The following is a 21,365-nucleotide window of genomic DNA, read 5'->3' as shown; positions in this document are numbered from 1 at the left end:
ATGAGAAAACCCCATCGCGACTGAAGTCGCTCCCACGGGATCCCCGCGCGCCCGCTCCTATCTTCCCGAATTGACCCGCCCGGCCGTGGCCCGCACACTTTCGGGATGCCCAAGAAGTCCCCCAACGAGACCTCGCCGGTGGCCCGCTTCGAGCAGTCGCTCGAGGAACTGGAGCAACTGGTCGAGAAGATGGAAGCCGGCGACCTGAGCCTGGAAGAATCGCTGAGCGCCTACGAACGCGGCATCGGCCTGTACCGGCAGTGCCAGCAGGCGCTGGAGCAGGCGGAACTGCGCGTGCGCCTGCTCAGCGATCCGGCCCGGCCCGAGGCCGCGGAACCGTTCGATCCGCCCGGCGACGGCACCTAGACGTGGCCGCCGAGCTGTTCGCACGCTGGCAGGCGCATATCGAGGCCTGCCTGGAAGCCTGCCTGCCCGATCCGTCGCTCGCCCCGCACCGCCTGCACGAGGCGATGCGGCATGCCGTGCTCGGTGGCGGCAAGCGCATGCGTCCGTTGCTGGTGTACGCGACCGGCACGCTGCTGCAGGCCGAATCGTCCAGGCTCGACGCCGCCGCCTGCGCCGTCGAACTGGTGCATGCCTATTCGCTGGTCCACGACGACCTGCCGGCCATGGACGACGACGATCTGCGCCGCGGCCGGCCCACCGTGCACGTGGCCTTCGACGAGGCCACCGCGATCCTCGCCGGCGACGCCCTGCAGACCCTCGCCTTCGACGTGCTGGCCCGTGCGCCCGTGGATGCGGGGCTCAGGGTGGACTGGCTGCAGACCCTCGCGAACGCATCCGGCGCGGCCGGCATGTGCGGGGGACAGGCGCTCGACATCGACGCCACCGGGCAGCAGCAGTCGCTGCCGCAGCTCGAGCGCATGCACGCGTTGAAGACCGGCGCGCTGATCCGCGCCGCGGTGCGGATGGGCGCCCTGGGCGCCGGCGCCAGCGCAACCGATCTAGGGAGGCTGGACGCGTTCGCCAGCGGCCTCGGCCTGGCCTTCCAGGTCCGCGACGACATCCTCGACGTCGAATCCAGCTCCGAGCAGCTCGGCAAGACCGCCGGCAAGGATGTCGCGCAGAACAAGTCCACGTTCCCGGCCCTGCTCGGCATGGACGGCGCCAAGCAGCGCCTGTCGATGCTGGCCGGGCAGATGCATGCGCAGCTCGCAGCCTACGGGGACTCCGCCGGCCCGCTGCTGGCGCTGGCGCGCATGGCGGTCGAGCGCAATCACTAGGTCGGGCGTTCGCCGGCGACGCCGGGCTGTCGCTGCCGGATTCGAATGCCTTTGCCGGCGTCCTTTCGCGGGAGGCATGCCGCCGCCCGGAACGCAGGAACCCGGCCGCAGCCGGGTTCCTGCCTGCCGATGCGCGGATCGGTTACTTGACCAGGCGCAGCGTCAGCGGATAGCGGTAGCTCTCGCCGTTGCTGGCCTTGATCGTGGCCACGATCGTCAGCACCAGCCAGGCGATGCCGACCACGCCCGCCAAGAGGTAGAACAGGAAACCGATCAGGATCACCATCAGCACGGTACCGACGATGGTCAGCGCGACCACCGCGATCAGCACGGTGATGTTGAAGTTCAGCGCTTCCTTGCCCTGGTCGTCCACGAACGGCATGGTGTCCTTCTTGATCAGCCAGATCACCAGCGGGCCGACGATCGAGCCGATGCCGCCGGTGAACAGGCCGGTCAACGCGGAGATGTGCGCGAACAGCGCCCATTGCTTTTCTTCCGCCGAGGGCACGCCGGATACCGGCGGCGGCGGGGTGGTGAGGTTCTCGAACTCGCTCATCTGCTTCCTTCCCTAGTCTCGATGGGGTTGATCGGCGGTTGCCGGAACGCCACTGTCGGCAGTCGCCCGAGCCCCGTCAAGAAGATGCGGACGAGCGGCGGACCTCACCGGTCGCCGGCTACGGTCATCCTGCCGACCAGCACCGAACCGACATGGATGTGCGAGCGCACGTCGATGTCGCTGCCCACCGCCTCGATGCCATGGAACATGCCGCGCAGGTTGCCGGCGATGGTGATGCCGTCCACCGGGTAGGCGATCGCGCCGTTCTCGATCCAGAAGCCGCCGGCACCGCGCGAATAGTCGCCGGTCACGCTGTTGACGCCCTGCCCCATCAGCTCGGTGACCAGCAGGCCGCGCGGCAGATCGGCGATGATCGAGGCCAGGTCGCCGGCATTCGCCGAAACCAGCAGATTGTGCACGCCGCCGGCGTTGGCGGTGCTGCGCAGGCCCAGCTTGCGGGCCGAGTAGCTGCCCAGCACATAGCGCTGCAATATGCCGTCGGTCACCAGCGGCGAGGCGGCCTGGGTCGCCACGCCTTCGCTGTCGAACGCGGTCGAGCGCAGGCCGCGGCGCAGGTGCGGGCGCTCCTCGATCGACAGCCACTCCGGGAACAGCCGGGTCCCGGCGCTGCCCACCAGGAAGCTGGCCTTGCGGTACAGCGCGCCGCCGGAAATCGCCCCGAGCAGGTGCCCGACCAGCGACCGGGCCACCTCCGGCGCGAACAGCACCGGATACTCGCCGGTCGGCACGGAACGCGGCTGCAGGCGGGCCACGGTGCGCTCGGCCGCGCGCCGGCCGACCTCGGCCGGGCTCCACAGGTCCTCGCGGGCCAGTGCGCTGGTATACCAACCGTCGCGCTGCATGCCATCGCCCTCGCCGGCGATCAGCGCGCAGCCGATCGAGTGATGGGTATCGCGTTCGCGGCCGATGAAGCCGTGCGAGTTGGCATACACCGACAGGCTCCGGCTGCTGCCGAACGACGCCCCGTCCGAATTGCTGATCCGGGCGTCGGCATCGCGCCCGGCGGCCTCGCAGGCCAGGGCGATGTCCACCGCCTGCTGGGCGTCGATCGCCCACGGGTGCCAGCCGTCGAAGTCCGGGAATTCGGTGGCCATCGACTCCGCCTCGGCCAGCCCGGCGGCCGGATCATCCTCGGTATAGCGGGCGATCGCGCAGGCCTGGGCGACCGTGGCCTCCAGGCTGGCGGCCTGCAGGTCGGCGGTGCTGGCGCTGCCCTTGCGCTGGCCGAAATACACGGTGATGGCGACGCCGCGGTCGCGGGTGGACTCGACCGTCTCGACCTCGCCCATCCGCACGTTCACGTCCAGGCCGCGTTCCTCGCTGCAGGTCACCTCGGCCTGGCTGGCGCCGAGTTCGCGGGCGCGGGCGAGCAGGCGCTGCGAGATGTCGGCCAGCGCGTCCAGGCGCGCCGTGCTGTCGTCGTCGATGCGGGTTTCAGGGGTGATCGCGTTCAATGCTTTATCCTTGCTGGGCGAATCCTTCGCGAAAAAACCCGGCCATCCGGCCGGACTGTCTAATTTCTTGAAGTCTAGTGAGTGGCAGACCGATGCGCGGACGCGACGAAGAAACCGGCGAATTCCTTGACGCCAGCCGCGGGCAGAAGCGCCGCGAAGCGCTGGAGGTGCTCGCGCTCGGCGAAAAGCTGGTGGCGCTGACGCCGGCCCAGCTGGCGCGCCTGCCGATCCCGGAGGACTTGCTTCCGCACATCGCCGAAGCCAAGCGGATCACCTCGCACATCGCGCACAAGCGCCAGCTGGCCTACCTGGCCAAGCAGATGCGCCGCGAGGACGACGAGGTGCTGGAAGCCATCCGCGACGCGCTCGATGCCAACAGCGAGACCTCGCGCCGCGAAGTGGCGGTGATGCATCGCATCGAGGCCTGGCGCGAACGGCTCATCGAGGAAGGCGACACCGCCCTGGCCGCGCTGCTCGACGAATACCCGGCCGCCGACCGCCAGCACCTGCGCCAGCTGGTGCGCAATGCCGCCGAAGAACGCGCCCGCAACAAGCCGCCGCGCGCGTTCCGCGAGATCTACCAGGTCCTTCGCGAGCTGATGCTGGTGGCGGCGGGCCCCGGGAGCCGGGAGCCGGAAGCCGAGTAAGCGCAAAGGCCCGGCCGGCGCCCGCTTTTCCCGGGGCCCCGGTCGCGGGCTCCCGGTCCCGGCCGGCGCGCTCACGCCTGCGTACCGCCCACGGTCAGTCCCTCGATCAACAGCGAGGGCTGGCCGACGCCGACCGGCACGCTCTGGCCGTCCTTGCCGCATACGCCCACGCCCTCGTCCAGGGCCAGGTCGTTGCCGACCATGCGCACCTTCTGCATCGTCTCCGGGCCGTTGCCGATCAGCGTGGCGCCCTTCACCGGCGCGGTGACCCTGCCGTCCTCGATCAGGTAGGCCTCGGTCGCCGAGAACACGTACTTGCCGCTGGTGATGTCGACCTGCCCGCCGCCGAAGTTGACGGCGTACAGGCCTTTCTTCACCGAGCGGATCATCTCTTCCTGGGTATGCCGGCCGGCCAGCATGTAGGTATTGGTCATGCGCGGCATGGTCAGGTGCGCGAACGATTCGCGGCGGCCGTTGCCCGTGGGCTTCATGCCCATCAGGCGGGCGTTGAGCGTGTCCTGCATGTAGCCGACCAGCACGCCGTCCTCGATCAGCGTGGTGCACTGGGTCGGCGTGCCCTCGTCGTCGATGTTGAGCGAACCGCGGCGGCCGTCGAGCGTGCTGTCGTCGACGATGGTCACGCCGGGCGACGCCACGCGCTGGCCGATGCGGCCGGCGTACACGCTGGTGCCCTTGCGGTTGAAGTCGCCTTCCAGGCCGTGACCGACCGCCTCGTGCAGCAGCACGCCCGGCCAGCCCGCGCCCAGCACCACCGGCATCACCCCGGCCGGCGCGGGAATCGCCTCCAGGTTGACCAGCGCCTGCCGCAGCGCCTCGCGCGCGAACGCTTCCGGACGGCCTTCGGCGAACAGTTCCTCGTAGCCGTAGCGACCGCCGCCGCCGGCATAGCCGGACTCCCGGCGGCCGTCCTGCTCGACGATCACCTGCACGTTGAGCCGTACCAGCGGGCGCACGTCGGCGGCGAGCACGCCGTCGCTGCGCGCGACCAGCACGGTGTCCACGCCGCCGCTCAGGCTCACCATCACCTGCTGCACGCGCGGATCGGCCGCGCGCAGGAACTTGTCGAGCCGGCGCAGCACCTCGATCTTGGCGGCGTTCTCCATCGCATCGACCGGGTCTACCGCCGGATACAGCGCGCGCGCATCGCCGCGCACCAGCGAACGCGAACTGGCCGCGCCGCCCTCGCGCGAGATCGCGCGCGCGGAGTTCGCCGCCTCCAGCAGGGCATCGCGGTGGATGTCGTCGGAATAGGCGAAGCCGGTCTTCTCGCCGGCGATCGCGCGCACGCCGACGCCCTGCTCGATCGAATGGGCGCCGTCCTTGACGATGCCGTCCTCCACGCTCCAGCTCTCGCGCCGGGAGTGCTGGAAATACAGGTCGCCGAAGTCGATGCCCGGCCCGAGCAGGGTGCCGAAGGCACGGTCGAGTTGGCCGGCGTCGAGCCCGGCGGGAAGCAGTAGCCGCGATTCGGCCAGGGAGAGTGCGTTGTCGGTCATCCGGACAGGATGGGGCCCGCGGCCGGCGCATACAAGCCGGCTGCCGATATGGGCTGCCTATCGGGCGAAGGCGGGCAGCCGGATGAAGAAGAACGCCCCGGCGAAGGACCGGGCCAGGACCGAACGCGCACGCGTCCCGCGCCTGCGCGCCCGGCGCATCGCGCTTCAATCCAGGCGGGCCTTCTCCGCGCGGTCGGCCTGGCGGTCCTTGCGCGCTTCCTGGCGGTCCACGACCTCGACCTTCGGGTCCTTCCACGGCCCCGACACGTGGTAGGTCTTCGCGCCGATCTCGCCCAGCGGCTTGCCGAGCACCGCATTGGCGGCCGCGCCGACCGCGGCGCCGACCGGTCCGCCGGCGACCGCGCCGACCACCGCCAGCAGGTTGCCGGACTTGGGATAGACATCGACCGTCTGGTCGAACGTCTGCTGGCGCAGGTCGGCCTGGCCGCGCATGTCGATGTCCACCGCCGGCCCTTCGATGCGGATGCCGTCGGCCTTGGCCAGGCCATCGCCGAACAGCACCTCGCCGCTGGCCCGGTTGAACGCCAGGCCCTTGGAGAAGAAGTCGCGGAAATCGAGCATCAAGCGCCGCGGCAGCTTCGCCAGGCTGAGCAGGCCGAGCACGCGCCCGGCGCCGGGCTCCACTTCGAGCAACTGGCCGTTGCGCGCGTCGACCTTGAGGTTGCCCTGCAGCGAGGCCAGCTGGAACGCGGTCGGCGCGCCGTTCCAGCCCACGTTGAGTTCGATCTGGCCCTCGCCTCCGCGCAGCTGGCCGCCGAAGGTCAGCGCCTGCATGAGCTGGCCGAGGTTCTCGCTGTCGGCCCGCGCCGACACCCGGGTCGTCGCCGACTCGCCCTTGCCGCGCCAGGCGCCGGTGACGGCGATCTTCTGCTTGTCCGAACGCAGCTGCAGCTGGTCCACCTGCATGCCGTCGGTGAGCCGGCGCGTGCGCAGCGTGGCGCTGCCCAGCGCCAGCTTGCCGAACTGCAGATCGGCGATGTCCAGCGCCAGCGGCGGGATCGTGGCCGGGTCGAAATCGGCGACCGCCTTGCGCGCCGGTTCCGGCAGGTTGTCGGCGAGCGGCGCGGGCACCGCCGTCGGCGCCGCCTGCGGCTGCGCCGGCGCCGGCTCGACCGGCGCAGCCGGCTGCCAGTGCACGGCCTGCAGCTGGCCGCGCACCACCGCGCCGTCGGCATTGGGCACGTTGATCTGGCCCGCCAGCGACGGTCCGTCCAGGGTCACCGCGACCGCATCGCGGACCGGGCGCAACTGCAGCCGCGTATTCGGGAACACGCCGCCGAGCATCAGCAACCGGTCGGCCTGCACGTCGATCTGCTGCAGCGGCATCGCATCGGCCTGCTTGGGATCGGAAGCCCCCGACCGGGTCAGCGCGATCCAGTCCATCGCATCCAGCGACGGGGTGCGCCCATTGACCACCAGGCCCTTCGCCGGCGGCCGCTCCTGCACGCGGTCGCTGCCCATCACCACCCGCACGCCGGTCTGGTCGCCGCGGCTGGACGCCTTCAATGCCACGAGCTTGCCGAATGCTACGTCGACGTCGCCGGTACCGAACGGCAAGGCCACGTCGACGTGGGTCGCCAACGGCTTGTCCGGCCGCTTGTCCAGGGGCGCGGGCAGGTCGAGCGTGGTGCCGATCAGGTCCGAGTCCAGGGTCAGGTGGGTCGGTTCCTCGGGCGCGCCGGGCTCGACCTTGGGCAGGTCCACGCCGATCCGCCACTGCGAGGTACCGTGCACATAGGGGTGCAGCCATTCCATCTGCGGCGCGCGATCGAACAGTTCCTTCGCATCGAGCGCGGCGGAGAAATCGGCCTGGAACGCCTGCTGCGGATCCTTCACCGCATCGCCCGCGCGCAGCGAGAGCTGGCCCGGGCGACCGCGATGCACCACCGCCAGGTTCTCGGCGTCGAAGCCGCGGTCGCTGTAGCCGGCGCTGCCGCGCACGCCCTCGAACGCCAGGTCCCAGCGCTTGTCGCCCAGCTTGATGCCTTCCAGGCCGACGTTGCCGCGCAGGTGCCCCTGGCCGTTGTCGTTGCGCAGCGGCAGCAGCATGTCGAACGTGGCGGTGGCGGGACCGGACGCGCTGAGGTTCTTCAAGGTGTCGCCGTAGCTCTTCTGCAGCGGGCTGCGGCGCAGCATCTCCAGCATCGTCGCCGCGTCGCTGCGGCTGCTGGCGCGCACGTACAGCTCGTTGGTCTTGAAGTCAGGAATGCCCGCTTCGATCCCGGAGACCGCCACGCCGGCCAGTTCGCCGGTGCCGCGCAGGGAGAAACCGTTAGCGATGAAGGCGATGTCGCCGTCGAGTTTCTCCATCGGCGGCCAGTCGTGCTGGAACCGGATCTGGCCATCGCGGATGTGGCCGGTGGCCTCGAAACGCCCGTCGTGCTGGTCGAACGGCCAATCGTCCAGGTCGCCGCTGGCCAGGCCGATGCCGCCGCTGAGCGTGCCGCCGGCCAATGCGGCATCCAGCCAGCCGGTCGCCGCCTTGCTCATCCTGGAATGGATCCAGAACTTCTTCGCCACCGGCACCGGCGCATCGTCCAGCTTGGCGGCCAGGTCGATGCGCGGCCGGCTGCCGTCGTTCTGGAACCACATCCCGCCGCGCACGTCGGCCGCATAGTCCGGCGCCTGCACGCGCAGCGCCGGGGTCTCGATCTTCCAGCCCTCGCCTTCGCGCCAGCCGACCACGCGCCCGGCCAGGTGCAGTTCGTGTACCACGCCGAACCCGGTCGGCCAATCGAAACGCAGCAACGCCTGCGGCTCGAACTGCAACACCACGCCCTGCGCGTCGCCGTCGAAACGGCCTTGCAGCCCGCTCAACCCGGGCGCGTCGCCCACCGGCGAGAACGCCAGCTCGGCCAGCCGTCCCTGGGCCCGCAGCGCCCCCCCCTGGGTGCCCGATAGCGTCAATTCGGAAAGGCGCAGCTGCGGGCGCGCGCCGGCCAGCCACTGGCGCAGGCGGGGACCGAGCCGATCGCTCAAGGCCAGCGCGGCGATCGCGGGAGAGGCATCCACGGCCCCGGCCGCCGCCGCGAACCGCTTGCCGCCGGCCAGCGCCACCCCGTCCATCGCCTGTACCTTGCCGCCGCTCCTGACCCGCAGCATCGGCACATCCAGCCGCCATCCCTCCGTCCCGGACGTCCAGCGCGCCCGGGCCTGCAAGCGCTCCCATGCCAGCGCCGGCGGCTTGCGCTGCCCCGGCAGGGGAGCGCCTTCCAGCAACAGCGAACGCAGGTCGGCATCGACGCTGACCGAGGCGATGCAGTGCTCGCGCAGTTGGGCCCACACGTGCAGTTCGCCGCGCCCCCCGCGCGCCTGCACCCCGGCCACGCGCAGCAGCGGCGCCCACGCCCCGAGGTCGGCCGGCTCGGCTTCCAGGTAGGCGGTGCCGTCGCCGCGGTTCCGGTCGAAGTCGACCACCGCCTGCAGCGGCGCCCGCTGCGGATCGATCCAGGCGCGGCTGCCGGCCTGCAGGCGCGAGCCGTTGACGCGCAGGCGCAGGTCGATCCGCGGCAGCGCCACGTCGAGGCCCAGCGACGGCGCATGCACCTGCATCCGCGCCCCGATTATCTGCAGCTCGCCGAGCCGGCGCAGCGAATCCAGCGCATCGCCGCGCCCGTCGCTCGGCAATCCCTGCACCGACCAGGTGCCGTCGTCGGCGCGCAACAGGGTCAGCACCGGGCCGCGCAGGCGCAGCTCGGTCAACGAGCGCCCCGGCAACAGCCCCGTGTACATCGCCACCAGCACATCGGCATCGCCGATGCGTACGCCCTCGCCCGCCCCCATCCGCAGCCCCTTCAGCTGCAGCAACGGGCCGCGCCGGGTCCAGCGGGTATCGAGCCGGTCGAAATGCACCGGCTTGCCCACGCGTTCGCTCAGCCAGGCGGCAATCCGCTGCGGATGCTGCTCCGCCAGCGGCAGCAACTGGCTGGCCGCGCCGACCACCAGCGCGATCGCCACCACCGCGATCGCACAGGCGTAGATCGCGTAGCGGCGGGTCAGGCGAAGTCGGCGGCGCAGCGGAGTGGGCATCTAGGAGCCGGGATTCGGGATGGGGGATCCGGGATGGGAGAAAGCATGCCTGCATGCACCGGAATCGCGATGCAACACAGCTTGCCCGGGCCGCGTGAAAACCGCCGTCGCGAATCCCGAATCTCCCAACCCCGATCCCCGCCTCACAACAGCACCACGTCGTACTGCTCCTGCAGGTACTGCTCGTCGGCCTGGAAGCTGATCGTCTTGCCGAGGAACTCCTCCAGCTCGGCCACGGCCGCCGACTCCTCGTCGGTGATCCGCGCCACCACCTTGGGCGAGGCGATCACCAGCAGCCGGGCCGCGTCGAACTGGCGCACCTGGCGGGTGATCTCGCGGAAGATCTCGTAGGTGACCGTCTCGGCGGTCTTGATCGAACCGCGCCCGGCGCACTCCGGGCACGGCTCGGACAACTGCCGCTCCAGGCTCTCGACGGTGCGCTTGCGGGTCATCTCGACCAGCCCCAGCGGCGAGAAGTCGTAGACGGTGGTCTTGGCGTGGTCGCGCGCCAGCGACTTCTCCAGCGTGCGCAGCACCTGGCGGCGGTGCTCGGGATCGTCCATGTCGATGAAGTCGATGATGATGATGCCGCCGAGGTTGCGCAGCCGCAGCTGGCGCGCCACTGCCTGCGCCGCCTCCAGGTTGGTGCGGAACACCGTCTCCTCGAGGTTGCGCTGGCCGACGAACGAGCCGGTGTTGACGTCCACCGTGGTCATCGCCTCGGTCTGGTCGATCACCAGGTAGCCGCCGGACTTGAGCGGCACCTGCTTGTCCAGGGCCCGGCCGATCTCGTCCTCGACCCCGTACAGGTCGAAGATCGGCCGGTCGCCGGTGTACAGCTCGATCCGCTCGGCCAGCACCGGCATGTACTTGGCGACGAACGCCTGCAGCTTGGCGAAGGTCTCCTGCGAGTCCACCTTGACCTTGTCCACGTCCTTGCGGATCAGGTCGCGCACCGCGCGCAGCGGCAGGCTCAGGTCCTCGTAGATCATGCTGCACGGCGGCGCTTCGCGGCCGCGCCGCTCGACCACGTTCCAGACCCGCGACAGGTAGGCGATGTCCTCGGCCAGCGCCTCGGCCGGCTGGCCCTCGGCATTGGTGCGGATGATGTAGCCGTAGCCGCCATGGCTGGCCGCCAGCTCGGTGACGATGGCCTTCAGGCGCGCGCGCTCGGCCTCGTCCTCGATCCGCGCCGATACGCCCACCACCTTGGATTGCGGCAGCAGCACCAGGTAGCGCGAAGGGATGCTGATCTGGGTGGTCAGGCGCGCGCCCTTGGTGCCGATCGGGTCCTTGACCACCTGCACCACCACGTCCTGGCCGTCGCGCAGCAGCTCGACGATCGGCACGGAGGCCGGCGGCGGGGGCGGCATCGGGGTTTCCTCCGTGTCGACCACGCTGGCCGCGGCCGGGGCGGGCCGCACCACGTCGTTGGCGTGCAGGAACGCGGCGCGCTCCAGCCCGACCTCGACGAAGGCGGCCTGCATGCCCGGCATCACCCGCTGGACCTTGCCCTTGTAGATGTTGCCGACCACCCCGCGGCGCCAGCCGCGCTCGATGTGCAGCTCCTGCAGCATGCCGTTCTCGATCACCGCCACGCGGGTCTCGCGCGGGGTGACGTTGACCAGGATTTCCTCGGACACTCAATGCCCCCCGAAGGCAGCCAGCAGCTGCGAAGTATGGTGGAGCGGCAGGCCCATCACCGCGGAAAAGCTGCCCTCGAGCCGGACCACGAAGCGCTCGCCGCCGCCCTGGATCGCATAGGCCCCGGCCTTGCCCATCGGCTCGCCGGTATCGACATAAGCCTCGATCTGCCGGGCCGTCATCCCTGCGAAGGTGACCCGCGAGACCACCTCGGCCAGGGCAGGCTCGCGCTGCCCGGCGACCAGCGCGACCGCCGTGATCACCTCGTGGGTGCGGCCGGACAGGGCCTGCAGCATGGCGATCGCGTCGGCCCGGTCCACCGGCTTGCCGAACACCCTGTCGCCCAGCACCACCTCGGTATCCGACCCGAGCACCACCGCCTGCGGGTCGCGCCCGCCCACCTGGGCCAATCCCGCCCGGGCCTTTTCCAGCGCCACGCGGCGCACGTAGCCGGCCGGCGGCTCGCCCTCGCCGCGCAGCTCCGGCACGTCCAGGTCCAGGGTCTCGAACGCGACGCCCAGGCGCGCCAGCAGTTCTTTTCGTCGGGGAGAGCGCGAAGCGAGATAGAGCATCCGGCAAGCATAACCGGAGCCGTCGCGCGCCGGATGGCGCATGCTTGGCCCGGCGCGGCTCACAGCCGGTTCATCCGCTTGCCGCCACGCTCACTGCCCGCATATGAGCGTCATGGAGTTGGGGCGGACGCGAAGCGGCCTGGGGAAGCATGTCCCGCAGGGTGGACCGTCTGCGGCACGGAACCGGCGCCGCTGAAGGCCCACGCGTCCCATCCCGGAATCCATGACACGCGCTAACCAAGGAGACGTCTATGCGCACCACCCTTCGTTCGACCCCGCTCCTGCTCGCCCTGAGCCTCGCCACCGGAGTTGCCATGACCGCCCATGCCCAGACCGTGGCCCCCTATGCCATCCCGGCCGATGGCACCCTGCTGAACATCGCCTCCGAGGCCGAGGCCAAGCGCGTGCCGGACGTGGCCTCGCTTTCGGCCGGCGTCGTGACCCAGGCGCCCGACGGCGACACCGCGATGCGCCAGAACGCCCAGCAGATGGAAAAGGTCATGCAGGCGATCCGCGGCGCCGGCATCGCCGAGAAGGACGTGCAGACCAGCGGCATCACGCTCTATCCCCAGTACACCTACAAGGAAGGCGAGAACCCGCGCATCACCGGCTACCAGGCCAGCAACACCGTCAACCTCAAGGTCCGCGACCTGACCCGCCTGGGCAAGGTGCTGGAAGTGCTGGCCGCGCAGGGCGCCAACCAGATCAACGGCCCCAGCTTCGAGATCGACAAGCCGGAGCCGGTCTACGACGAAGCCCGCATCGCCGCCCTGAAACAGGCCCAGGCGCGCGCCGAGACCTATGCCAAGTCGCTCGGCCTGCGAGTGCGCCGCATCGTCAGCATCTCCGAGGGTCGCGGCGGCGGCGTGCGCCCGATGCCGATGATGCGGATGCAGGCGATGGCGGCCGATGCCGCCACCCCGCCGGTGTCCCCCGGCGAAACCAGCCTGTCGGTCAACCTGGACGTGACGTTCGAACTGGGCAAGTAATCCGTCCGGGGGCGCCCTACCGGGACAGGGCGCCCCGTTGTTCAGCGGCGTACGGCCGGAACGACCTGGGGCAGGGACAGTTACTAAGCAATCGGATTTTCTCGAACCGGCTGGTACACCCCCGATCCCGGCAATCGATCCCCAACGCCAGCCAAACGACGATGGGCACGCCCCTGCCCATCGGCCCTGGCCGCGCACCATGATGGAATTGCCCTGCAGGATCCGCAGGGCGCTACCGCTGCTTCCTTTCCGCAGGTCCTTCCAGGAGGTGGAATCATGGTTCGCACGCACTCCGCGCCGCGCTTTCCCGGCATCGATCCCTCCCGCGTCCTCGCCTTCAGTGCCGCCATCGCCTTGCACGTGCTGGCGCTCGCGCTGCTCCTCGCCCCGCTGTCCTACCACCCTGCCGCCGCGCCGCCGGAACGCATCCAGGTACGCTGGCAGCTTCCCGAGCTCATTCCGACCCCACCTCCGCCGCCGCGGCAGGTGCAACCCGAGCAGCCCCGCACCGCTCCCGCGCCCCGCACGCAGCCGGTTGCCCTCGACATCCCCTCGGTGCAACCGACGATGGATGCGCCCGTCCCGGACGTGGCGGCCATGGAAGCCGATGCAGCGCCAATCGCCGAGACAACGGCGCCCACCGCCCTCGCCCCGCCGGTCCCGGGCATCCAATTGCAGTACCTGGCCGCTCCGCCACCGCCCTATCCGCGTGTCGCGCTCCAGGACCGGTTGACCGGCACGGTCATGCTGCGCGTGCTCGTGGACGTGGATGGCAAACCGCTGCAAGTGACGATCGAATCCAGCAGCGGCCACCGCGTGCTCGACCAGGCCGCGCGTACCCAGGTGCTGCGGCAGTGGCGTTTCAAGCCGGCGATCCAGGATGGACAGGCGATCCAGGCCTACGGCCTGGTGCCGATCGCGTTCTCGCTGGACTAGAACGTTCTTGCTTCAGACATCCACAAACCGTGGGAGCGGCTTCAGCCGCGATGGGGCTTTCCCGGGAAAGCCCCATCGCGGCTGAAGCCGCTCCTACAAAAACCCCGGCCCTCTTCATGGTGTGGATCCCCCTTTGCTAAGGGGGCGCGCCCAAGGCGCGGGGATAGGATGCCCCTAGCACCACCCGTACCATCGGGGCTTCACCCCCGGTGGTACGGGTGGTTGGCCAGCATCGCCGCGGCCCGGTACAACTGCTCGGCGACCACCAGGCGCACCAGCATGTGCGGCAAGGTCAATGGCCCCAGCGACCACAGTTCGGCGGCGGCGGCCTTGACTTCAGGGGCATGACCTTCGGGACCGCCGATCAGGAACGCCAGGTCGCGCCCCTGCCCGCGCCAATGTTCCAGGCGCTGCGCCAGCTGCTCCGAGCTGAGCTGCCGTCCCGGCACATCCAGCGCGACCACGTGCGGGTTCTTCGGCAACGCCGCCAGTACCCGGCGCCCCTCGTCCTCGATCGCCCGTTGCGGATCGCGGCCCTTGCCGCGCAGGCCCGGTTCGATCTCGACCAGTTCCAGCGGCAGCCAGTGCGAGAGCCGCTTCTGGTACTCGGAGAATCCCTGCGCCACCCATGAGGGCGCGCGTTCGCCGGTGGCGATCAACCGGGCTTTCATGCGTGCGGATGCTCCCGGCCCATCACGATGGCGAGCCCAGGCCGCCGAAGGCCTGCGCGTCCCATTCGGCCCGCTCGCGCTGGCCTTTGAGCCAGCGCTTGAATTCGGCTTGCGTCTGCAATGCCCGGAGTTCGGCCTCGGTGTCGAGGATATCCTCGCCCAGGTCGCGCTTGATCCCGGCCATCAACGCATTGAGCTTGGCAGGGTCCAGCCGGCGGCCGCCCGTCAGGCCGTACTCGGCGCGGAATCCTTCCTCCACCTGCAACAACTCGGATTCGATTTCCTTCAACTGGCGATCCAGTTCCCGGTTGTAGTCGCATATCCGCGCATCGTCCATCCGGCGCAACTGTTCCGGCAGCAACTGGCCGATCTCCAGTTGCAATTCGATCAGCGCCAGCAGGTTTCCGGCCTTGTAGGCCTGGTTGAGGCGCTGCATCAGCTCGGTCTTGCGCGCACGTTCGGACGGATCGGCTTCGCGATCCGGGTGCAGCGCCGTCGCCAGCTTCCGATAAAGCTCCCGCGCCGGCGGCAGGTTCGGTGGCTCGGCCGGATCCGGCTTGCCCTTGCTCCGCGCCTTGCGCGCCCGGGCGCGCTCCTGGCGCTCCCGCGCGTGCGCCTGCTGGGCCCGCTCGCGCTCGCGCAGCTTCTCGAACAGCCCCTCGGCCGAAGCGAGTTCATCCAGTTCGTCGGGAGCGAGGCCAAGATGCGCCCCCAGCAGTTCCTTGGCCAGTTGCCTGGATGCCTCGCCCCTCTCGTCGTAACCGACCGCGCTGTGGCGATCGTACAACGGCTTGAGGCGCACGTGCCCCTGTTCGATCAACGGGCCGGCCAGCGCGCAGATCAATTCGGACAGGAAGCCACGGTCGGTCTTGCCGAGCTTGTAGGTGGCGTGGGCCCGATCGAGCAGATCCAGCTTTTCGCAATCGAGGTCGTCGCGTTGCCGGAACAAGGGTTCGAGCTGCTCGTGATAGCGCTCGCGCCAACGCGGCAGCGCTTCGTTCCAGGCCTGCAACGAGGCCCGGCAGCTCTCCAGCCGGCTCACCAATCCATCGAAGCGCCTGCGCACCGCGGAGGCCGCGTAGCTGTCGCTCCCTTCGGCGAGCCGTACCTGGATCGATGATTTCTTTGGGGTGGCTCCGGTCATTTCCTACTCCGCCACGCCTGGACAACGACGCGACGATCAATCGTCGGCGCCGTCCTCGTCCGACGGCGGCTGGTCGCCGACCGTCCACAGCCGTTCCAGCGCATAGAACTCGCGCACGCGCGGCAGCATCACGTGGACGATCACGTCGCCCAGATCGACCAGCACCCATTCGGCCTCGCGCTCGCCTTCCACGCCCAGCGGCATCACGTCGAGCTTCTTGGCGAACTTCACCACCTCGTCGGCGATCGCCTTGACGTGGCGGGTGGAGGTGCCCGAAGCGATCACCAGGTAGTCGGCGACGCTGGACTTGCCGCGCACGTCGATCTCCACCACGTCCTTGGCCTTGAGCTCCTCGACGGCGTCGCGGACGGTGGCCAGCAGCACCGGCAGCGGCGGCGGCGGGTTGGGAAGGGAGGTCTTGATGACTTGGGCTTGACTGGTCAAAGGCGAATGACTCGATGGGATGGAGCGAATTATAGGCAACTGGCCGCCCTGCCGCGTTCAGGCACCGGCGCCACGGTACAGCCGGTGGTCGTCGATGTAGCGTGCGACCGGGGCCGGCACCAGATCGCGCCAGGGCTCGCCGGAGGCGATGCGGTCGCGGACCTCGCTGGCCGATCCGGGGTGCAGCGGCTGGCGCAGTCGCCAGGCCCGGCCGGCAGGCAGGCTCGACAGTTCCGCCGCGTCCTCGGCCCAGCAGCCATCCAGGTGGGCGCGCACGGCGTCCGGCATCTGGGTTTCCAGCGAGGCGCCTGGACGCTCGGCCACGACCAGGTGCGCCAGGCCCGACAGCTCCTGCCAGCGGTGCCAGTCGGCCAGGGATACCAGGCTGTCGGCCCCGAGCAACCAGGCGATCGGGACCCGGGGGCCCAGTTCCGTCCGCAGTTCCGCCAGCGTGTCCACCGTATAGGAGGGACGATCCGTCCGCGCCGCCCGTTCGAGCTCGCGCCGGTCGAGGATCAGCCCGTGCTCGCCGGCCAGGGCGAGTTCCAGCATGCGCGCGCGCTGCGCGGCATCGGCTCCGGGCGGCGCGCGATGCGGCGGGTCGGCCGCGGGGACCACGTTCACGGGCACGCCGAGTTCGTCGCGCGCGGCGCGCGCAATGGCCAGGTGCCCTTGATGGACCGGGTCGAACGTGCCGCCGTAGTAGAGGTGGAGTTCGGGGCCGGCCTTCATGCCAGCAACCGCACCGCGCGCGCCTCGGCCACGGCCACCAGCAGGCGTTCCAGCGCGACCCACACGTCGCCATCGCCGCGTCCCTTGGCGATCCGGTCCACCTTGCCGGCCTCGGCGACGAAGCGCTCCCAGCGCCGGGGATCGGCATGGCGCTGCAGCGCCCGCTTGAACGGGGCCTGGCGCGACTCCCAGATACCCTGCCCCTTCATTTCGGCGGCCAGGTTGCCGCCGCGCGCCTGCACCTTGGCCAGGGCCGCCGTGCGCATCAATTCCTTGATCAGGATCGGCATCAGCGCCGCGGCGGCCTCGCCCTCGGCACGCAGGCCCGCCAGCATGCGGATCACCGCGTTCGGCTGGCCGGACAACATCGTCTCGGCGAGCCGGAACACGTCGTAGCGCGCCGCGTCGGCGACCAGCGACTCCATCGCCGCGGCGTCGAGCGTCTCGCCCTGCGCCAGCAACGCCAGCTTGTCGATCTCCTGCGCGGCGGCAAGCAGGTTGCCTTCCACGCGCTCGCCCAACCGTTGCACGGCCTCGGCATCGGCGCGCAAGCCCTTGCTGCGCAGGCGGCGCTCGATCCAGTCGGAAAGCTCGTGCGGCTTGATCGCCCACGCGACCGCGATCGTGCCGATGCGCGCGATGGCGTCCGCCCACTTGCCGTGGTGCGCCTTGCTCCACTCGTTGGCGGTGATCAGCAGCACCACGTCCGGCGGAGGATTGGCGCAGAAGTTGGCGATGACCTCGGCGCCCTCCTTGCCCGGCTTGCCGCTGGGCAGGCGCAGTTCGACCAGCCTGCGCGCACTGAACAGGCTGGGCGCGTTGAAGCAGGAATCGAGCTGGTTCCAGTCGAAGTCGCGGCCTTCGGCGTCGAACACCTCGCGTTCGCCGATCCCCTCGGCGCGCGCGCGCGCGCGGATCGCATCGGCCGCTTCGAGCACGCGCAGGGTCTCGGGCCCGGCCACGAGATAGACGGGTTGCAACGGCTGCGAGCCCGACGGATTGGCTAGCTGTTCCGGACGCAGTTCCATGGAGTTTCGGCTGAATGCGCCAGCATCGGCTGGCGCGCGCTCACTTGGCCGGTTCGGCCGGGGTCGTGCCGGATCCGCCGGCTGGGACGGCGCCGGAGCTCAGCGGCAACCCGTTCTTGGTGCGGGCGCGCACCACGCTGTCGATGCGGCGCAGGATCGAGGCGGACATGTCGCGGCGCAGCTCGTCGGCCAGGATCTCGCGCTCGGTCGCGGTACCGGTGGCGTCGGTCGGCGGCGACACGTAGTCGCGCGACATCTCGATCACCTGCTGCGGCACGATCACCGAGCCGTCCGGCGCCAGCAGGGTGAAGATCGCGGCATAGCGCAGGCTGTACTCCTGGGCGCGGCCCTCGGCGTCGATCGCGATCGGCAGGTCGCCCCAGCGCTCGGACAGCACGTTCAGTTGGGCGAAGCCGGTCTTGGCGTCCTCGTCGGCGATGGTCGCGCCGGAGGCGGTCAGGCTGCGCTTGAGCAGCTTGACCAGTTCGCTGTAGGGCGCCACCGAAGTCACCTTCACCGCCGGCACGTCGGGCGGCAGGGCCAGCCTGCTGCGCAGATGGAAACCGCAGGCGGTCAGCCCGGCGACCAGGACGAGGACGATGAAGGATCGGATCATGGGCACAGTCTGGATGAGCGGGCCGGAAGCGGCAACTGGAAGCAGCGCCACAGCCTGCCCGAAACCGCGTGAACGCCGCTTGAGACAAGGTTTTCGCCCGCGCGGCAACGCATGCGACGGGGCGCAGGTGGGGCTTGAGCCGCGAAAAGCCGGGATTCGGGATTCGGGATTCGGGATTCGGGATTCGGGCAAGGCATCTGCGCCGGGGCTCCGCATGGAAGCCCTTTCGCGGCTGACGCCGCTCCTAGGATAGGCAGCATGCGGAAGCCGCTGCCCCCCCCCGCTCGCGCGGGGACGACGGCCAGGAAATGCGCGACGAAGCCGGTACGCCTCCAAGTTGGGGCTATCCGCGCGTAGCACGGATGGGGATGGAAGTGCATGGCGCAGCCGTCAGGCTCCATCCGACGGCATGAACATCGCTGCGGCTATGCCGCAACGATGTTGACGATCTTGCCCGGCACGATGATCACCTTGCGGATCGTCAGGCCTTCCAGGAACTTGGCGGCGTTCGGCTCGGCCTTCGCCAGCGCCTCGATCTGGTCCTTCGGCGCATCGGCCGGCACGTCGATGGTCCCGCGCAGCTTGCCGTTGACCTGCACCGCCAGGGTCAGCGCATCGCGCACCAGGGCGGACTCGTCCACCGCGGGGAACGGCACGTCCTCCAGCAACGTTTCGGCATGGCCCAGGGCCTGCCACAAGGCATGGCTGGCATGCGGGGTGATCGGGTTGAGCAGCAGCACCATCGCTTCCAGCGCTTCCTGGCGCACGGCGCGGCCCTGCGCGCTGGCGTCCTCGAACTTGGCCAGGGCATTGGACAGCTCCATCACCGCGGCGATCGCGGTGTTGAAGCTGTAGCGGCGGCCATAGTCGTCGCCGACCTTGCCGATGGTCTCGTGGGTCTTGCGGCGCATCGCCTTCTGCCCGGCGTCCAGCGCCGCGGCGTCCAGCGCCGGGGCCGCGCCGTCGGCGACGTGCCTGTGCACCTGCGCCCACAACCGGCGCAGGAAGCGCGCCATGCCGTCCACGCCGGCCTCATTCCACTCCAGCGACTGCTCCGGCGGCGCGGCGAACATCGAGAACAGGCGCACCGTGTCGGCGCCGTACTTGTCGACCATCGCCTGCGGGTCCACGCCGTTGTTCTTCGACTTGGACATCTTCTCGGTGCCGCCGATCAGCACCGGCTGGCCATCGGACTTGAGGATCGCGCCGACCACGCGCGCCTTGTCGTCGCGCTGCACCTCCACGTCGGCCGGGTTGATCCAGTCCTTGGACCCATCGTCGTTCTGGCGATAGAAGGTCTCGGCGATCACCATGCCCTGGGTCAGCAGGTTGGTGGCCGGCTCGTCGCTGTCCACCAGCCGCGCGTCGCGCATCAGCTTGTGGTAGAAGCGGAAGTACATCAGGTGCAGGATCGCGTGCTCGATGCCGCCGATGTACTGGTCCACCGGCAGCCAGTAGTTGCCGCGCTTGTCGACCATGTCCTTGGCGCCCGGCGAGGTGTAGCGCGCGTAGTACCAGCTCGACTCCATGAAGGTGTCGAAGGTGTCGGTCTCGCGCTCGGCCGGCTTGCCGCATTCCGGGCAGGTGGTCTTGCGCCATTCCGGGTCGGCCTTGATCGGCGAGCCGGTGCCGCTGAACTCCACGTTCTCCGGCAGCACCACCGGCAGCTGGTCCTCCGGCACCGGCACGGCACCGCAGCTATCGCAGTAGATCACCGGGATCGGGCAGCCCCAGTAGCGCTGGCGGCTCACGCCCCAGTCGCGCAGGCGGTAGTTGACCCGGCGCTGGCCGCGGCCCTGGCGCTCGAAGCGCTCGGCCAGGGCCTCGAACGCGCCCTGGTAGTCCAGGCCGTCGAACTCGGCGGAATTGATCAGTTCGATGTCGCGGGTCTTGTCGCCGTACCAGTCGCGCCAGCGGGTCGGCTCCCAGGTGCGCTCGTCGTCGTTGCGGGCATCCTTGAGCGCGATGACCTGGCGGATCGGCAGCGCGTACTTGTTGGCGAAGGCGTGGTCGCGCTCGTCATGGCCCGGCACGGCCATGACCGCACCGGTGCCGTAGCCCATCAGCACGAAATTGGCGACCCAGATCGGCACCTGCTCCCCGGTGACCGGGTGCACCGCCTTCAGGCCGGTGTCCATGCCGCGCTTTTCCTGGGTTTCCAGCTCGGCCTCGGAGACGCCGCCCTTCTTCAGCTCGTCCAGGAACGCGGCCAGCGCAGGATTGCCCGCGGCCGCCTTCAGCGCCAGCGGGTGCTCGCCGGCGATGGACACGAAGGTCACGCCCATCAGCGTGTCCGGACGCGTGGTGAACACGCGCAGCGGATCCAGCGGCTGGCCCCGGGCGTCGAGCACGTCGAACTGGATCTCCAGGCCCTCGGAGCGGCCGATCCAGTTGCGCTGCATGGTCTTGACCGATTCCGGCCAGCCTTCCAGCTGGTCCAGGCCGTCCAGCAGTTCCTGGGCATAGTCGGTGATGCGCAGGAACCACTGCGGGATCTCGCGCTTTTCCACCAGCGCGCCCGAGCGCCAGCCGCGGCCGTCGATGACCTGCTCGTTGGCCAGCACGGTCTGGTCGACCGGGTCCCAGTTCACCACCGCGTTGCGCCGGTAGGCCAGGCCCTTGCGCATCAACCGGGTGAACATGCGCTGTTCGTGCACGTAGTACTCGGGGCGGCAGGTGGCGAACTCGCGCGACCAGTCGATGGCGTAGCCCAGCGACTTGAGCTGGCTGCGCATGTGGTCGATGTTCTTGTAGGTCCACGCCGCCGGCGCGGTCCGGTTCTTGATCGCGGCGTTCTCGGCCGGCAGGCCGAACGCGTCCCAGCCCATCGGCTGCAGCACGTTGTGCCCGGTCATGCGCTTGTAGCGGCTGATCACGTCGCCGATGGTGTAGTTGCGCACGTGGCCCATGTGCAGCGCGCCGGACGGGTACGGCAGCATCGACAGGCAGTAGTACTTGGGCTTGTCCGAATCCTCCTTGACCTCGAAGGCCTTGGTGGACTCCCAGAACGACTGGGCGGAGGATTCGACCTGCTGCGGGTCGTAGGCGGTGGTTTCGGCGGAGGACATGGAAGGCGGTCGGGACGCGGGACGGCGCAAAG

The 21,365-nt window shown here is 69.9% G+C and carries 18 protein-coding genes; 5 read left to right on the top strand and 13 right to left on the bottom strand.

All coding sequences use genetic code 11. The features are described from left to right. Positions 1–105 precede the first annotated feature (105 nt). Together M3M27_RS07365 and M3M27_RS07360 are read left to right on the top strand one after the other, a co-directional pair. Positions 106–366 (top strand): exodeoxyribonuclease VII small subunit, encoded by a 261-nt coding sequence (locus M3M27_RS07365; protein ID WP_140718889.1) that lies wholly within the window; start codon positions 106–108, stop codon positions 364–366. Positions 367–368: 2 nt separating this feature from the next. Next, positions 369–1,244 carry a polyprenyl synthetase family protein gene (locus M3M27_RS07360; protein ID WP_434027628.1) on the top strand — a complete coding sequence of 292 codons (876 nt, stop codon included), beginning with the start codon at positions 369–371 and terminating at the stop codon, positions 1,242–1,244. 142 nt (positions 1,245–1,386) lie between these two features. Here M3M27_RS07360 and M3M27_RS07355 read toward each other — a convergent pair whose 3' ends face one another. Next, positions 1,387–1,800, bottom strand: coding sequence for a DUF4870 domain-containing protein (locus M3M27_RS07355; protein WP_434027627.1), 414 nt, complete (start codon positions 1,798–1,800; stop codon positions 1,387–1,389). 104 nt (positions 1,801–1,904) lie between these two features. Next, positions 1,905–3,275: a metalloprotease PmbA gene (gene pmbA, locus M3M27_RS07350; RefSeq protein WP_434027626.1), complete on the bottom strand. Its 1,371-nt coding sequence runs from the start codon at positions 3,273–3,275 to the stop codon at positions 1,905–1,907. 92 nt (positions 3,276–3,367) lie between these two features. On the opposite strand from pmbA, the gene yjgA reads away from it, so the two are divergent. Then, on the top strand, positions 3,368–3,922 hold the full coding sequence (yjgA, locus tag M3M27_RS07345) for a ribosome biogenesis factor YjgA (RefSeq protein WP_434027625.1): 555 nt from the start codon (positions 3,368–3,370) through the stop codon (positions 3,920–3,922). 71 nt (positions 3,923–3,993) lie between these two features. Here yjgA and tldD read toward each other — a convergent pair whose 3' ends face one another. From tldD to M3M27_RS07325, 4 genes are all read right to left on the bottom strand, one after another. Beyond that, positions 3,994–5,439 (bottom strand): metalloprotease TldD, encoded by a 1,446-nt coding sequence (gene tldD / locus M3M27_RS07340; protein WP_434027624.1) that lies wholly within the window; start codon positions 5,437–5,439, stop codon positions 3,994–3,996. 165 nt (positions 5,440–5,604) lie between these two features. Next, on the bottom strand, positions 5,605–9,489 hold the full coding sequence (locus M3M27_RS07335; protein ID WP_434027623.1) for a YhdP family protein: 3,885 nt from the start codon (positions 9,487–9,489) through the stop codon (positions 5,605–5,607). Between the two features lie 143 nt (positions 9,490–9,632). After that, complete coding sequence (rng, locus tag M3M27_RS07330) at positions 9,633–11,132, bottom strand: ribonuclease G (RefSeq protein WP_434027622.1); 1,500 nt, start codon at positions 11,130–11,132, stop codon at positions 9,633–9,635. Further along, positions 11,133–11,705 carry a Maf-like protein gene (locus M3M27_RS07325; protein ID WP_434027621.1) on the bottom strand — a complete coding sequence of 191 codons (573 nt, stop codon included), beginning with the start codon at positions 11,703–11,705 and terminating at the stop codon, positions 11,133–11,135. A gap of 251 nt (positions 11,706–11,956) precedes the next feature. Between M3M27_RS07325 and M3M27_RS07320 the strand changes: the two genes are divergently transcribed. Next, complete coding sequence (locus M3M27_RS07320; RefSeq protein ID WP_434027620.1) at positions 11,957–12,694, top strand: SIMPL domain-containing protein; 738 nt, start codon at positions 11,957–11,959, stop codon at positions 12,692–12,694. 276 nt (positions 12,695–12,970) lie between these two features. Next, entirely contained in the window at positions 12,971–13,630 is a 660-nt protein-coding gene (locus tag M3M27_RS07315; RefSeq protein ID WP_434027619.1) for an energy transducer TonB, read from the top strand. Positions 13,631–13,830: 200 nt separating this feature from the next. Here M3M27_RS07315 and rlmH read toward each other — a convergent pair whose 3' ends face one another. The 7 genes from rlmH to leuS all read right to left on the bottom strand — a co-directional run bounded on the left by rlmH (position 13,831) and on the right by leuS (position 21,333). Then, positions 13,831–14,301, bottom strand: a complete 471-nt coding sequence (rlmH, locus tag M3M27_RS07310) for a 23S rRNA (pseudouridine(1915)-N(3))-methyltransferase RlmH (RefSeq protein WP_140718901.1) — start codon at positions 14,299–14,301, stop codon at positions 13,831–13,833. A 22-nt stretch (positions 14,302–14,323) separates the two neighbouring features. Then, positions 14,324–15,445 carry a J domain-containing protein gene (locus M3M27_RS07305; RefSeq protein WP_434027618.1) on the bottom strand — a complete coding sequence of 374 codons (1,122 nt, stop codon included), beginning with the start codon at positions 15,443–15,445 and terminating at the stop codon, positions 14,324–14,326. Between the two features lie 36 nt (positions 15,446–15,481). Further along, positions 15,482–15,889, bottom strand: coding sequence for a ribosome silencing factor (rsfS, locus tag M3M27_RS07300; RefSeq protein ID WP_140718903.1), 408 nt, complete (start codon positions 15,887–15,889; stop codon positions 15,482–15,484). A gap of 57 nt (positions 15,890–15,946) precedes the next feature. Further along, positions 15,947–16,621 (bottom strand): nicotinate-nucleotide adenylyltransferase, encoded by a 675-nt coding sequence (gene nadD, locus M3M27_RS07295; protein ID WP_434027617.1) that lies wholly within the window; start codon positions 16,619–16,621, stop codon positions 15,947–15,949. Beyond that, positions 16,618–17,649 (bottom strand): DNA polymerase III subunit delta, encoded by a 1,032-nt coding sequence (holA, locus tag M3M27_RS07290; RefSeq protein WP_434027616.1) that lies wholly within the window; start codon positions 17,647–17,649, stop codon positions 16,618–16,620. Before holA ends, nadD begins: the two co-directional genes overlap by 4 nt. Before the next feature lie 40 nt (positions 17,650–17,689). Further along, complete coding sequence (gene lptE, locus M3M27_RS07285) at positions 17,690–18,265, bottom strand: LPS assembly lipoprotein LptE (protein WP_434027615.1); 576 nt, start codon at positions 18,263–18,265, stop codon at positions 17,690–17,692. Between the two features lie 425 nt (positions 18,266–18,690). Beyond that, positions 18,691–21,333 carry a leucine--tRNA ligase gene (gene leuS, locus M3M27_RS07280; RefSeq protein WP_434027614.1) on the bottom strand — a complete coding sequence of 881 codons (2,643 nt, stop codon included), beginning with the start codon at positions 21,331–21,333 and terminating at the stop codon, positions 18,691–18,693. Between the last annotated feature and the right edge of the window lie 32 nt (positions 21,334–21,365).

The organism is Xanthomonas boreopolis (assembly GCF_046529185.1).
Lineage (GTDB): Bacteria > Pseudomonadota > Gammaproteobacteria > Xanthomonadales > Xanthomonadaceae > Pseudomonas_S > Pseudomonas_S boreopolis.
The sequence above is the reverse complement of the archived record's forward strand: the minus strand, read 5'-3'. Positions and strand labels throughout refer to the sequence as shown.

Bases quoted from the DNA above. Each gene is read 5' to 3' on its own strand.
- M3M27_RS07365 (WP_140718889.1), top strand. From the start codon at position 106: ATGCCCAAGAAGTCCCCCAACGAGACCTCGCCGGTGGCCCGCTTCGAG.
- M3M27_RS07355 (WP_434027627.1), bottom strand. From the start codon at position 1,800: ATGAGCGAGTTCGAGAACCTCACCACCCCGCCGCCGCCGGTATCCGGC.
- yjgA (WP_434027625.1), top strand. From the start codon at position 3,368: ATGCGCGGACGCGACGAAGAAACCGGCGAATTCCTTGACGCCAGCCGC.
- tldD (WP_434027624.1), bottom strand. From the start codon at position 5,439: ATGACCGACAACGCACTCTCCCTGGCCGAATCGCGGCTACTGCTTCCC.
- M3M27_RS07335 (WP_434027623.1), bottom strand. From the start codon at position 9,489: ATGCCCACTCCGCTGCGCCGCCGACTTCGCCTGACCCGCCGCTACGCG.
- M3M27_RS07325 (WP_434027621.1), bottom strand. From the start codon at position 11,705: ATGCTCTATCTCGCTTCGCGCTCTCCCCGACGAAAAGAACTGCTGGCG.
- M3M27_RS07320 (WP_434027620.1), top strand. From the start codon at position 11,957: ATGCGCACCACCCTTCGTTCGACCCCGCTCCTGCTCGCCCTGAGCCTC.
- M3M27_RS07315 (WP_434027619.1), top strand. From the start codon at position 12,971: ATGGTTCGCACGCACTCCGCGCCGCGCTTTCCCGGCATCGATCCCTCC.
- rlmH (WP_140718901.1), bottom strand. From the start codon at position 14,301: ATGAAAGCCCGGTTGATCGCCACCGGCGAACGCGCGCCCTCATGGGTG.
- M3M27_RS07305 (WP_434027618.1), bottom strand. From the start codon at position 15,445: ATGACCGGAGCCACCCCAAAGAAATCATCGATCCAGGTACGGCTCGCC.
- nadD (WP_434027617.1), bottom strand. From the start codon at position 16,621: ATGAAGGCCGGCCCCGAACTCCACCTCTACTACGGCGGCACGTTCGAC.
- holA (WP_434027616.1), bottom strand. From the start codon at position 17,649: ATGGAACTGCGTCCGGAACAGCTAGCCAATCCGTCGGGCTCGCAGCCG.
- lptE (WP_434027615.1), bottom strand. From the start codon at position 18,265: ATGATCCGATCCTTCATCGTCCTCGTCCTGGTCGCCGGGCTGACCGCC.
- leuS (WP_434027614.1), bottom strand. From the start codon at position 21,333: ATGTCCTCCGCCGAAACCACCGCCTACGACCCGCAGCAGGTCGAATCC.